Annotated in this window: 8 protein-coding genes, 4 tRNA genes and 3 rRNA genes; 3 read left to right on the forward strand and 12 right to left on the reverse strand. The window is 38.5% G+C overall.

What is annotated here, in order from left to right; all coding sequences use genetic code 11:
* Positions 1 to 28 precede the first annotated feature (28 nt).
* Both BKM63_RS18780 and BKM63_RS18785 read right to left on the reverse strand, forming a co-directional pair.
* On the reverse strand, positions 29 to 1,309 hold the full coding sequence (locus tag BKM63_RS18780) for a glucose-1-phosphate adenylyltransferase (RefSeq protein ID WP_071638174.1): 1,281 nt from the start codon (positions 1,307 to 1,309) through the stop codon (positions 29 to 31).
* Positions 1,299 to 2,726 (reverse strand): glycogen synthase, encoded by a 1,428-nt coding sequence (locus tag BKM63_RS18785; RefSeq protein ID WP_071638084.1) that lies wholly within the window; start codon positions 2,724 to 2,726, stop codon positions 1,299 to 1,301. Before BKM63_RS18785 ends, BKM63_RS18780 begins: the two co-directional genes overlap by 11 nt.
* 113 nt (positions 2,727 to 2,839) lie before the next feature.
* On the opposite strand from BKM63_RS18785, the gene BKM63_RS18790 reads away from it, so the two are divergent.
* A complete protein-coding gene (locus BKM63_RS18790; RefSeq protein WP_071638085.1) occupies positions 2,840 to 3,706 on the forward strand; it encodes an alpha/beta hydrolase in 867 nt (288 codons plus the stop codon).
* Positions 3,707 to 3,753: 47 nt separating this feature from the next.
* The gene (locus tag BKM63_RS18795; protein WP_071638086.1) at positions 3,754 to 4,404 is read left to right on the forward strand and encodes an endonuclease III domain-containing protein; all 651 of its coding nucleotides are present in this window, start codon (positions 3,754 to 3,756) and stop codon (positions 4,402 to 4,404) included.
* Here the strand turns inward: BKM63_RS18795 and BKM63_RS18800 are convergent, their stop codons facing one another.
* From BKM63_RS18800 to BKM63_RS18845, 10 genes are all read right to left on the reverse strand, one after another.
* Positions 4,405 to 4,839, reverse strand: coding sequence for a nuclear transport factor 2 family protein (locus BKM63_RS18800; RefSeq protein ID WP_071638087.1), 435 nt, complete (start codon positions 4,837 to 4,839; stop codon positions 4,405 to 4,407). It lies immediately after the preceding gene.
* 14 nt (positions 4,840 to 4,853) lie between these two features.
* Entirely contained in the window at positions 4,854 to 5,306 is a 453-nt protein-coding gene (locus tag BKM63_RS18805; protein WP_071638088.1) for a DUF1569 domain-containing protein, read from the reverse strand.
* Between the two features lie 162 nt (positions 5,307 to 5,468).
* Positions 5,469 to 5,554 (reverse strand) — tRNA-Leu (locus BKM63_RS18810).
* A 6-nt stretch (positions 5,555 to 5,560) separates the two neighbouring features.
* Positions 5,561 to 5,633: transfer RNA gene (locus BKM63_RS18815), tRNA-Phe, on the reverse strand.
* Between the two features lie 69 nt (positions 5,634 to 5,702).
* A 5S ribosomal RNA gene (gene rrf, locus BKM63_RS18820) occupies positions 5,703 to 5,812 on the reverse strand.
* A 160-nt stretch (positions 5,813 to 5,972) separates the two neighbouring features.
* Positions 5,973 to 8,856: ribosomal RNA gene (locus BKM63_RS18825) — 23S ribosomal RNA — on the reverse strand.
* Between the two features lie 157 nt (positions 8,857 to 9,013).
* Positions 9,014 to 9,087: transfer RNA gene (locus BKM63_RS18830), tRNA-Ala, on the reverse strand.
* Positions 9,088 to 9,194: 107 nt separating this feature from the next.
* Positions 9,195 to 9,268, reverse strand: a tRNA-Ile gene (locus tag BKM63_RS18835).
* A 121-nt stretch (positions 9,269 to 9,389) separates the two neighbouring features.
* A 16S ribosomal RNA gene (locus BKM63_RS18840) occupies positions 9,390 to 10,903 on the reverse strand.
* Together the 16S, 23S and 5S rRNA genes with 4 tRNA genes alongside form the textbook arrangement of a ribosomal RNA operon.
* A 956-nt stretch (positions 10,904 to 11,859) precedes the next feature.
* The gene (locus BKM63_RS18845) at positions 11,860 to 12,543 is read right to left on the reverse strand and encodes a DUF4294 domain-containing protein (RefSeq protein ID WP_071638089.1); all 684 of its coding nucleotides are present in this window, start codon (positions 12,541 to 12,543) and stop codon (positions 11,860 to 11,862) included.
* Between the two features lie 81 nt (positions 12,544 to 12,624).
* Here BKM63_RS18845 and BKM63_RS18850 point away from each other — a divergent pair, with 81 nt between their 5' ends.
* Positions 12,625 to 13,713, forward strand: coding sequence for a M42 family metallopeptidase (locus tag BKM63_RS18850; RefSeq protein WP_071638090.1), 1,089 nt, complete (start codon positions 12,625 to 12,627; stop codon positions 13,711 to 13,713).
* Positions 13,714 to 13,762: the final 49 nt, after the last annotated feature.

Here is a 13,762-nt window from a genome sequence, read left to right on the forward strand (position 1 = left end):
TTGGAATTTGAAGTTTTATTATTTGATTTTATTCAATTCTAAAATTGTCAGATAACGTAACTCCTTTTTTAATTACAACAATTCCATCTTTTATGCTGTATAATTCGTTGGTAAAATTATCCAGATGTTTACCGCCGCAAATATGAACATTGTTTCCAATTCGTACATTTTTATCGACCAAAGCATTTTGGATAAAACAATTTTCGCCAATACCAACATGAATTTTATTTATACCGCTCTCATAATTTAGTTCATCAAGGTCCTGATAGAAATCATTTCCCATTACATAACAGTTCTCTAAAACAGTACCTTCACCAATTCTGGAACGAATACCAATTACAGAGCTTTTTATTTCTTTGGCATTAATAATACAGCCTTCTGAAATTAAAGATTGATTGATGATGGAGTTTCTAAATTTTGATGGAGGCAGTAATCTTGGTCTTGTAAAAATTTTATTTTCATTATCAAACAAATTAAACTCTGGAATATCAGCTGTTAAACCAATGTTAGCCTCAAAAAATGATTCTATATTTCCAATATCTGTCCAATAACCTTCGTATTGATAGCTTAATATTTTATGCTTTCCAACGGCTTGCGGAATGATTTCTTTTCCAAAATCTTTTGTTTCCTGATTGGCCATTAATTCTTCCAATAACGATTTATTGAAAATATAAATTCCCATTGAAGCAAGATATTTTTTCCCTTTTTCCTGCATTTGTTCGCTCACTTCAGATTCCCATTCAGGCAATAATGAAGCGTCAGGTTTTTCTATAAATGCGTGGATGTTATTTTCATGGTCGGTTTTTAGAATTCCAAATTCCGGTGCGTCTTTGGCATTGACAGGTAAAGTGGCAATCGAAATTTCAGCGTCGGCAGCAATATGCGCTTCAAGCATTTCATTAAAATCCATTTGATATAACTGATCCCCCGAAAGAATTAAAGCATGATCGAAATCGTGTTTTAAAAAATGCGACATACATTGTCTCACAGCATCAGCCGTACCCTGAAACCAGGTTGGATTATCGGGTGTTTGCTCTGCAGCCAAGATATCAACAAATGACTGACTGAAAATACTAAAATTAAAAGTGTTTTTGATATGTGCGTTTAAAGATGCGGAGTTAAACTGTGTCAAAACAAATATTTTAAATATATCAGAATTGATACAATTAGAAATTGGAATATCGACCAAACGATATTTTCCTCCAATCGGAACAGCTGGTTTTGATCTTGTTTCTGTTAACGGAAACAAACGTGATCCCTGTCCTCCTCCTAAAATAATAGCAACTACGTTTTTCTTTTTAAATTTCATTTTTCTCAATTATTAGGTTGTATATCTCGATATATTCTTGGCAAACACTTTCCCAGGAATGGTCTGCTTCCATTCCTCTTTTTAAAACTTTATTGAAATTTATTTTATCATCATACAATTTAACTGCACGATTTATTGAATAACAGATATCTCCAACCGAAGCCTGATCATGGCAGATTCCGTTTCCTTCATCTCCAAAATCAATAACAGTATCTCTTAAACCTCCCGTTCTCCTGACAATCGGAATTGTTCCGTAGCGCATAGCATACATTTGATTTAAACCACAGGGCTCCACTCTGGAAGGCATTAAAATATAATCCGAACCTGCGTAAATCAAATGTGCCAATTCTTCATTATAACCTATAAAAACATTGTAATTTCCTTTATAATCATTGCGCAATTGTGTTAATTGCGATTCAATTTCTGTATTTCCAGAACCCAGAATTAAAATATTAATATTCTCAAAATTTTCAGATAATGCTAAAGCTGAAGCCTGAGGAAGCAAATCTCCTCCTTTTTCTTCAAACAAACGTCCAATAAAACTAAACAAAGGTTTAGAAGGATCAAGTTCAAATTGCTCGCATAATCTTTCTTTATTTTTTTGTTTCCCAGTTTCAAAGCCCTCTATTGAGTAGTTTTCCGCAATCATCTGATCTTTTAACGGATTCCAGACTTCGATGTCAATTCCGTTTAAAATTCCTTTCGATTTATTTCGAACAGAATTAAACAGAGATTCTAAGCCATTCGCACTCTGATTAATTTCATTTAAATAACTCGGAGAAACCGTAGTAACGGCATGAGCGCATTTTACACCAACAGCTAGTGAATTTATTGAATTGTTCCATTCTAGAAATCCAACGTGCTTTAAATCAAATTCTGGCAGATAATGCAGTTTATCAAATCCAAACCAGCCCTGATATAAACCATTATGAATCGTTATAATCGTCCTTAAATCTTGTAAGCTTTCATATTTATATGCAAACTGAGTCAGAAACGGAATTAACCCGGTGTGATGATCATGGCAGTTAATTATATCTGGTACTTTATTTCGAGCAACGATCCAATCTAGGGCGGCGATCTGAAAAGATAAAAACCGTTCAATATCATCTTCGTAACCGTACACATTTTGACGATTGAATAATTCATTTATTTCTATAAGGTACAACTCATAGCCTAATTTGTCTGTGCTTTCTTTTAAGATACTAAACGGAAAATTGAAATTTCCTAACTTAACCGTTCCCCAATGGACACAATCAAAATTATTTTCCCTTTTAAATTTTGTATCATACGCGGGAACCACAACCCTAACATGATGTCCTGCATTACTTTGGTATTTGGGTAAAGCTCCAACCACATCGGCTAAACCGCCAACTTTTGCCATTGGATAACATTCTGCACTAATATGAAATATTTCCATTCAGAAATTTATTTGTGATTATTTTCAGGAGCAATCATTAATATGCTACTTTTATGTTTTTTAAATTTAGCAAAAAATAAGCAAAGTTCTGCTTTAAAATAAGTTTTATTAAAATGGCAAAAAAGGCAATTAATCCTACTAAATCATTAAAAATTCCACAGATTATTATAATATCTGCCAAAATTTGTGCTTTTATCTCTACGAAGCTGGTTACAAAATTTGCTGCAAGAATATTTACCACTCCCATAAAACATAAAGTTCCAAAAAGAGAGTTTGAAATGGATCGCAAAAGCTCTCAAAAAACTATCTACATTCCCGCCATAGACAAAAGTGTTGTTACCTATGAATATGGAAAAAGTAACCGCAAAATATTATTAGTTCATGGCTGGTCAGGCCGAGGAACACAGCTTTTCAAAATAGCCGATGAACTTTTATTGAATGGTTTTTCAACGGTTAGTTTTGATGCACCTGCACACGGAAAATCCGAAGGAAAAACAACAATAATGTCTGAGTTTATTGCTTCCATTCTTGAAATTGAAAAACAATTTGGACCTTTTGAAATTGCAATTGGACACTCATTAGGAGGAATGTCTGTTTTAAATTCAGTCAAAGATGGACTTAAAGTAAATAAAGCCATTATTATTGGAAGCGGTGATATTGTACAGGATATTTTAGATGAATTTACTTTTAAATTAGGTCTAAAAAAAGAAATCAGCAATCATCTAAGAGATTTTTTTGAAGAAAAATATAAAGTAAAAATGGATGATTTTTCGGCTTATCGTGCTGCACAAAAAATTAAAATTCCAGTTTTAGTAGTACATGATCATGATGATCCCGAAGTTTTGGTTAAAGCAGGAATACATATTCATCAAAATTTGGAAAATGGAACTTTGTTTTTGACTGAAGGTCTTGGACACAGGAAAATATTAGGAAATCAAAATGTAATTAAAAAAACATTAGAATTCATTAAAAACAATTAACTTTATAATAGTTAACAACTTAATTATCAAACATAAAGAAAACCAAAATGGATTTATTTGGAGAAACATTAAACTGGGAAACTAGATTAAAACCCATTTTACAGCAATATAAAGGAAAAAAGCATCCTCTTGATTATCAAAATACTTATCAACTATTGGTAATGGTTGTTCTTTCAGCTCAAGATTCTGATGCCAATATCAATAATATTGCTCCAGTTTTATTTGAAAAATATCCAACTTTAAAAAGCCTTTCTAAAACAGATTTAGAAACATTTATTCCTTATATAAGTAAAGTACGTAATCATTCAACTAAAGCACAATGGCTTTTAGAAATTGCGAAGACCATTCAAAATGATAAAGACATTCCATTAACAATGGAAGGATTGACAGCATTAAAAGGTGTTGGAAGAAAATCTGCTAATGTTATTTTAAGAGAAACAAATCAACCAGCAGAAGGAATAATTGCTGACTTACATGTAATACGTGTTGCGCCAAGAATTGGAATAATAAAAGAATATAAGGACGGGAACAAAGTTGAAAAAGAATTGATGCAGGTACTGCCTAAAAAAATCTGGTCTGAGATTGGAATGGCAATTTCTTTTTTAGGAAGAGAAATATGCAGGCCAAAACCTAAGTGCAAAGAATGCCTGCTGACCGATATATGCTTATACTACAATACTGTTGTACTTCCACAGTAATTATTTCCGTCTTGTATCTATCAAGTAAATTATTTTCCAGGATTTTTTTTCTTTAAATAGTGTAAATGTATTTACTCCGGTGTGACTTAATTTATCATTAAGATAAAACTCATAAGGAGCCCAAACATGAGCCATTGTGCCATCAATCTGAATATTATAACTCAATATTTTTTCCTCAAATTTTATATTAGACGGAATAGAAGCAATAGATTTGTAAAATTCTTTTGCAGTTTCGTCAGACAATTTATTCCCTTTAGTAGAACTTTCACTTATAGATTGCAGAATCATCTTATCAGCACAAACTGATTTTATTTTTATTGAATCTCTTTGATGAAAACCTTCAAAAAACATTTCGATACTTTTTTGCACTTCCTGTTTCTGCGCAGTCGAAGTTAATCCCAGACATAAAAAAAATAAAACAAAGTAAGTTTTCATATAAATGATTTTAGTTACACCCCAAATTGTCGAAAATGATGATCCAAATGCTTTGCAAACATATTATTCCACTCCTTTGATGTTAATTTCCCAAAAGAAAGAGATTCTTTACCATCAAATTCTTTTTCCCCTAATTCTTGTGTCTTAGAAATATAAGAAATCAACCTATTTTTTTCCAGTTCAAAATTACAATCTCCTTTGATAATAAATTGTGGCGCTGTGCTAAGATTTCTTGGATAAGGAGTTTCGCTTACTACTTTCTTTTTAGCTAATAGTTTCAGAAGAAGTTTTATAAAAGCATTTGGTTTAGAATGGATATTATCATAAACCATTTCATATGTAACATTACAATGCGCCAGCATTTGGTCAACAGACATTTTACCCCAAAGTGGCTGAGAATCTGGTTTAAGCTCATTCATTCTATTGATAAACTGTTCGCAATCTTCCTTAAGAAAAACATTTTGCATGGATGAAAATAATATTTAAGATTAAATAAAGACGTAAAAATATAAAATTTCTGATTAAAAGATTTTTAAGCAACAAATATTTTACATCATTGTCTTCAAAAAGTATTATTTCAGTTTAGATCAAAAAAAAACTTCAATTAGCAAAGCCAATTGAAGTTTTAGTACTCAGAGCGGGACTTGAACCCGCACGAACATTGCTGTTCACTGGATTTTAAGTCCAGCGTGTCTACCAATTTCACCATCCGAGCATTATGTGGTACCTCCAGGGATCGAACCAGGGACACATGGATTTTCAGTCCATTGCTCTACCATCTGAGCTAAGGTACCTTATTTACCTAACAAATAAGTAAATGTTTGAATAAAAAACCCTATTCGTTGGAATAGGGTTTTTCAAAAGAAAGGCGACGACATACTCTCCCACATAACTGCAGTACCATCTGCGCAGGCGGGCTTAACTACTCTGTTCGGGATGGGAAGAGGTGAGCCCCGCCGCAATAACCACCTTAAGAAGTTATAATTGCTTTGGGCAATCTGTTTTAATTAACAATTGATAATTCACAATTCATAATTAAAACCAATATCTTAACATACTGAGATAAAGAAAAGTATTTTTATTTAGTATTTCTAGAAAGTTTCTCCCCCCGACTTGCATCGGGGGAAAAGGGTGTACATAAGCTTACGGATTATTAGTACTACTCGACTATGACATTACTGCCTTTACATCTATAGCCTATCAACGTGGTCATCTTCCACGATCCTTAAAAGAAATCTCATCTTGTGGTGGGTTTCGCGCTTATATGCTTTCAGCGCTTATCCCTTCCAAACGTAGCTACTCTGCGGTGCCCCTGGCGGGACAACAGATACACTAGAGGTTTGTCCAATTCGGTCCTCTCGTACTAGAATCAGATCCACTCAAATTTCTAACGCCCACAGTAGATAGAGACCGAACTGTCTCACGACGTTCTGAACCCAGCTCGCGTGCCACTTTAATGGGCGAACAGCCCAACCCTTGGGACCTTCTCCAGCCCCAGGATGTGACGAGCCGACATCGAGGTGCCAAACCCCCCCGTCGATATGAGCTCTTGGGGGAGATCAGCCTGTTATCCCCGGCGTACCTTTTATCCTTTGAGCGATGGCCCTTCCATGCGGAACCACCGGATCACTATGCTCTACTTTCGTACCTGATCGACCTGTATGTCTCTCAGTCAAGCTCCCTTATGCCATTGCACTCTACGCACGGTTACCAAGCGTACTGAGGGAACCTTTAGAAGCCTCCGTTACTCTTTTGGAGGCGACCACCCCAGTCAAACTACCCACCAAGCAATGTCCCCCACAATATGGGGTTAGGCCTCAGATAAACAAAGGGTTGTATTTCAACAATGACTCCACAACGCCTGGCGACGCCGCTTCATAGTCTCCAACCTATCCTACACATCATTTATCCAAGGTCAATACTAAGCTATAGTAAAGGTGCACAGGGTCTTTTCGTCCCACTGCGGGTAAACGGCATCTTCACCGTTACTACAATTTCACCGAGCTCATGGCTGAGACAGTGTCCAGATCGTTACACCATTCGTGCAGGTCGGAACTTACCCGACAAGGAATTTCGCTACCTTAGGACCGTTATAGTTACGGCCGCCGTTTACTGGGGCTTCAATTCAATGCTTCTCCGAAGATAACATCTCCTCTTAACCTTCCAGCACCGGGCAGGTGTCAGGCCCTATACTTCATCTTACGATTTTGCAGAGCCCTGTGTTTTTGATAAACAGTCGCCTGGACCTCTTCACTGCGGCCCTGATTGCTCAGGGCGACCTTTCTCCCGAAGTTACAGGTCTATTTTGCCTAATTCCTTAGCCATGAATCTCTCGAGCACCTTAGGATTCTCTCCTCAACTACCTGTGTCGGTTTACGGTACTGGTACTAATTACCTGAAGTTTAGAGGTTTTTCTTGGAAGCCCTTAGGCGCACTATCTCTTTGTCCGAAGACTCCGAGTACTATCGTATTTCACCAGTCTCTGCGGATTTGCCTGCAGAGCCTATAGCTAGGTACTTTAACGAACTATTCCGTCAGTTCGCGGCGCTTTCATCACTCCGTCACCCCATCACAGTAATTAGTAGTACGGGAATATTAACCCGTTAGCCATCGACTGTCCCTTTCGGGTTCGCCTTAGGACCAGACTAACCCACAGCTGATTAGCATAGCTGTGGAAACCTTAGTTTTTCGGTGTGCGGGTTTCTCGCCCGCATTATCGTTACTTATGCCTACATTTTCTTTTCTAACCAGTCCAGCCCTCCTTACGAAAAACCTTCAACCCTGTTAGAATGCTCCCCTACCACTTAGAGTAATCTCTAAATCCATAGCTTCGGTAATATGCTTATGCCCGATTATTATCCATGCTCGTCCGCTCGACTAGTGAGCTGTTACGCACTCTTTAAATGAATGGCTGCTTCCAAGCCAACATCCTAGCTGTCTGGGCAGACAAACCTCGTTCTTTCAACTTAGCATATATTTGGGGACCTTAGCTGATGGTCTGGGTTCTTTCCCTCTCGGACTTGGACCTTAGCACCCAAGCCCTCACTGTTAGTGAACATTATACAGCATTCGGAGTTTGTCAGGAATTGGTAGGCGGTGAAGCCCCCGCATCCAATCAGTAGCTCTACCTCTATATAACTTTATAACTAACGCTGCACCTAAATGCATTTCGGGGAGTACGAGCTATTTCCGAGTTTGATTGGCCTTTCACCCCTACCCACAGGTCATCCGAAGACTTTTCAACGTCAACCGGTTCGGTCCTCCACTGTGTGTTACCACAGCTTCAACCTGCCCATGGGTAGATCACACGGTTTCGCGTCTAACACTACTGACTAAAGCGCCCTATTCAGACTCGCTTTCGCTGCGGATCCATGGCTTAACCACTTATCCTTGCCAGCAACGTTAACTCGTAGGCTCATTATGCAAAAGGCACGCCGTCACCCCACGAAAGGGCTCCGACCGCTTGTAAGCGTATGGTTTCAGGATCTATTTCACTCCGTTATTCACGGTTCTTTTCACCTTTCCCTCACGGTACTGGTTCACTATCGGTCTCTCAGGAGTATTTAGCCTTAGCGGATGGTCCCGCCAAATTCAGACAGGGTTTCACGTGCCCCGCCCTACTCAGGATACCACTATCTATTACATTTATTACCCATACGGGGCTATCACCCTCTTTGGCGTCACTTTCCAGTAACTTCCGGTTCTGCATGCATAAAATCTCGTGGTCCTACAACCCCAGCAATGCCGTAACATCACTGGTTTGGGCTAATCCGCGTTCGCTCGCCACTACTTACGGAATCACTTTTGTTTTCTTCTCCTCCGCCTACTTAGATGTTTCAGTTCAGCGGGTTTGCCCACCTATCGGTGTACTATGTCTTCAACATAGTGGGTTGCCCCATTCAGGTATCTGCGGATCAATCGGTGTGTGCCCGTCCCCGCAGCTTTTCGCAGCTTATCACGCCTTTCATCGCCTCTGAGAGCCTAGGCATCCCCCATACGCCCTTATTTTGCTTATTGTACCAATCATAAAATCAATTATGACCGTTTTTTTTTGTTCTTTACAATAAATTATAAAAAACGCTTTCTACTTTTTATTATTTTCTTATCTCAATATGTCAATGAACTTTATATGCTTCGCGCTTTACGCACTAGGCCTCAGGCTTACAGCCTTTTGTGGAGAATAACGGAGTCGAACCGTTGACCTCCTGCGTGCAAGGCAGGCGCTCTAGCCAGCTGAGCTAATCCCCCATTTTAAATCTTAGATTTTAGAATTCAGATTTTAGATTTCTAATTCTTCTCTAATTTCCTTTGGTGAATCCCAGCTTCCAGAATTTCCTTTTTCTTAAGTAATTTAGTAGTCCCGGGCAGACTCGAACTGCCGACCCCTACATTATCAGTGTAGTACTCTAACCAGCTGAGCTACGAGACTCTGTTTTACTTAAAAATTTATTATTTGAACTAACAGCAAGAGTAATATTATCCCTAAATCCTAAAACCAATAGAGCATCTTTTTCCCCGGCGTGTGTTTCCACTAACACTCAGGGCTCTAGAAAGGAGGTGTTCCAGCCGCACCTTCCGGTACGGCTACCTTGTTACGACTTAGCCCTAGTTACCAGTTTTACCCTAGGCAGCTCCTTGCGGTCACCGACTTCAGGCACCCCCAGCTTCCATGGCTTGACGGGCGGTGTGTACAAGGCCCGGGAACGTATTCACCGGATCATGGCTGATATCCGATTACTAGCGATTCCAGCTTCACGGAGTCGAGTTGCAGACTCCGATCCGAACTGTGACCGGCTTTATAGATTCGCTCCTGGTCACCCAGTGGCTGCTCTCTGTACCGGCCATTGTAGCACGTGTGTAGCCCAAGGCGTAAGGGCCGTGATGATTTGACGTCATCCCCACCTTCCTCACAGTTTGCACTGGCAGTCTTGTTAGAGTTCCCGACTTGACTCGCTGGCAACTAACAACAGGGGTTGCGCTCGTTATAGGACTTAACCTGACACCTCACGGCACGAGCTGACGACAACCATGCAGCACCTTGTAAATTGTCTTGCGAAAGTTCTGTTTCCAAAACGGTCAATCTACATTTAAGCCTTGGTAAGGTTCCTCGCGTATCATCGAATTAAACCACATGCTCCACCGCTTGTGCGGGCCCCCGTCAATTCCTTTGAGTTTCATTCTTGCGAACGTACTCCCCAGGTGGGATACTTATCACTTTCGCTTAGCCACTGAGATTGCTCCCAACAGCTAGTATCCATCGTTTACGGCGTGGACTACCAGGGTATCTAATCCTGTTCGCTCCCCACGCTTTCGTCCATCAGCGTCAATCAATTAGTAGTAACCTGCCTTCGCAATTGGTATTCCATGTAATCTCTAAGCATTTCACCGCTACACTACATATTCTAGTTACTTCCTAATAATTCAAGTTCAGCAGTATCAATGGCCGTTCCACCGTTGAGCGATGGGCTTTCACCACTGACTTACTAAACCGCCTACGGACCCTTTAAACCCAATGATTCCGGATAACGCTTGGATCCTCCGTATTACCGCGGCTGCTGGCACGGAGTTAGCCGATCCTTATTCTTACGATACCGTCAAATTCCTTCACGAAGGAGTGTTTCTTCTCGTACAAAAGCAGTTTACAATCCATAGGACCGTCATCCTGCACGCGGCATGGCTGGATCAGGCTTGCGCCCATTGTCCAATATTCCTCACTGCTGCCTCCCGTAGGAGTCTGGTCCGTGTCTCAGTACCAGTGTGGGGGATCTCCCTCTCAGGACCCCTACCCATCGTAGCCTTGGTAAGCCGTTACCTTACCAACTAGCTAATGGGACGCATGCTCATCTTTCACCGTTGTGACTTTAATTATATCTCGATGCCGAAACATAATACTATGAGGTATTAATCCAAATTTCTCTGGGCTATCCCTCTGTGAAAGGCAGATTGCATACGCGTTACGCACCCGTGCGCCGGTCTCTATATCCGAAGACATATACCCCTCGACTTGCATGTGTTAAGCCTGCCGCTAGCGTTCATCCTGAGCCAGGATCAAACTCTTCATCGTATATTTTTATATTATATTGCGATGCTTTATTCTAGTGGTCTTTTTCGAATCAAACGATTCTATTACTCTTTATTATTTGTTCTGAGATCTCTCTCAAAACGGCTGTCAATTCAATATGTCTACGAACGTGCTTCTTTTTGTTTTCGCTTGTGTTTCAAAGCGGGTGCAAAACTAAAACTTTCTTTTTAAATGTGCAAGAAAAAATTAAAAAAAATTGAAACTTTTTTTCAGCCTCTATTTCTTATTTTTTCTTATCACTATATCAAGGAACTTTCCGTGTTTTGCGGGGTGCAAATGTAACATCCGTTTTCCATTCTCACAAGCTTTTTTTAATCTTTTTTTGAAAAAATTTCTTCATCCAAATCTTATAAGCTTGTCAGTATTTCAGGGAACGTCTGTCGCTGTTGCGGGTGCAAAAGTACCACCTTTATTTACATTTACAAGCCTTTTTTTTATATTTTTTCCATCTTTTTTATAAATCGCTGGTTATGCGTTTTTTACAACCCAAAGTTTTTTTGAGTCTTTTTGCGTTATGTTTGTTTTGGCGTGATTTTACCGCTGAGACACCAAGACATGATCTTCTTCGAACCTATTGCACAAAGAACACTGGACTGGATTTTATTGAGATTTTCTTCCGCTCTCACCTATCCTTCCTTGTTTGTTCTTCTCAAAACATCCATTGCTCTCTGGGTTTTATTCTGAAAACCCACACGCCTGGCTCCGACAAAAGCGGAGTAAGCTCCCTGTTAAAATGACAAATTTGAAATTCCAGATTCCAAAACTGCATCAAAAGGCTTCAGCTTAGCTCAGCCTGACAATAGAAATTTTCTGCTTATATATTATAGTATAGTTTTCTACTTATAGGATAGGCTTATTTTCCACATATATATAGGTACAAAAAACAAACCCGACAGATTTTGAAAACTGTCGGGTTTGTATATTTAATATAAGGTATACTATTTTTTATTAAGTTCTTTAGCTTTTGTTTCCCAATGCGCCATAAGGTTATTGTAATTAACCGGGGCGGCTGGAGGCTGATTTATCAAGCGGCCTGATTCAAATCCTCTAATCAGGATTGTTTCTATTAAATAATCTTCGTTGACTTCGTAAGGTTTGTATTCAGTCTTTAAACTTATATCAAAGAGATTGGCTGTTGTATTTGATACAAACGCCTTGAAACCACTTTTTAAAGTTCTTATTAACTCATAAGTTGTTTTTCCTGTTTGACGATGTACCAATTTAACCAAAATCTGTCCCTGCTTTCTGGAAAGTTTTTTAAGTCTGTCCTCAAATTCATTATTAAGATAGTCTTCAACGATTTTGAAATACTTCTTTTTTTCGCGATTCGTTTTTAATCGCGCCATTCCATTATTTAAGGCGGTTAATCTATCTGCAGCTAATCTTGCATAAGGATAGACTTTATAAACCCTGTTCTGCAGAATCTGGAACTGCTTCATTTCTTCGGCATTCATCTTCTCTCCTTTTGAAATAATAATCTCAGGCAACTGAATCGTATCATTCAGAATAGAATCTTGCTCGGTTAGGATATAACCCATTTCCTGATTTTCTTTTGGAGTAACTTGGGCTTGACTTGTAAATGAAATCAATAATAAAAATAAAATGCAACAGGTAAATCTCATGGAGTCTTAATTTAAATGTAAAATTATATATTTATACACAACTCTAATACCAAATTTATAAATTAGCGAAAAAATATTTTTATGAGTACAAAATCTATCTTAAACGAAACTTCTATAGCTTTTCTGGAAAGCTACCTAAATAATGCTTCGCCGACGGGTTATGAAAGCGAAGGACAAAAACTTTGGATGAATTATCTGCAGCCTTATGTGGATACTTTTATTACGGACACCTACGGCACAGCGGTGGGAGTTATTAACCCTGATGCTCCTTTTAAAGTTGTTATTGAAGGACATGCTGATGAAATTTCATGGTATGTCAACTATATTACTGATGACGGTTTACTATATGTAATTAGAAATGGAGGTTCAGATCATCAAATTGCGCCATCAAAAAGAGTAAACATACATACTAAGAACGGAATTGTAAAAGGTGTCTTTGGCTGGCCGGCTATTCATACTCGTTTACGCGATAAAGAAGAAGTGCCTAAATTGAGTAATATTTTTATTGATTTGGGTTGTGAAACAAAAGAACAGGTCGAAGCAATGGGTGTTCATGTGGGGTGTGTAATTACCTATCCTGATGAATTTATGATTTTAAATGAAAATAAATTTGTTTGTCGCGCAATAGACAACAGAATGGGCGGTTTTATGATTGCCGAAGTTGCCCGTTTACTTCACGAAAACAAAAAAACACTTCCTTTTGGTTTATATATTGTAAACTCTGTTCAGGAAGAAATTGGTCTTCGTGGTGCAGAAATGATTGCGCATACTATTAAACCAAATGTTGCCATTGTTACTGATGTATGCCATGATACTAATACTCCTATGATTGATAAAAAAGTAGAAGGCGATTTAAAAATGGGCAAAGGTCCTGTAATTGCTTATTCTCCTGCAATTCAAAATAAACTTCGCGATTTAATTGTAGATACTGCCGAAGAAAATAAAATTCCATTCCAGCGTCATGCAACATCAAGAGCTACAGGAACAGATACTGATGCTTTTGCTTATAGCAATGGCGGTGTCGCATCTGCATTGATTTCACTGCCGTTGCGCTATATGCATACTACAGTGGAAATGGTTCATAGAGATGATGTTGAAAATGTGATTCAGCTTATTTATGAGTCTCTATTGAAAATTGAAAACAATCAGACGTTTTCTTATTTCAAATAAAAATATTAAATTCATAAATCGGGCTGTTAAATAAACAGCCCGATTTATA

The sequence above is a fragment of the Flavobacterium johnsoniae genome, assembly GCF_001879205.1.
GTDB lineage: Bacteria > Bacteroidota > Bacteroidia > Flavobacteriales > Flavobacteriaceae > Flavobacterium > Flavobacterium johnsoniae_A.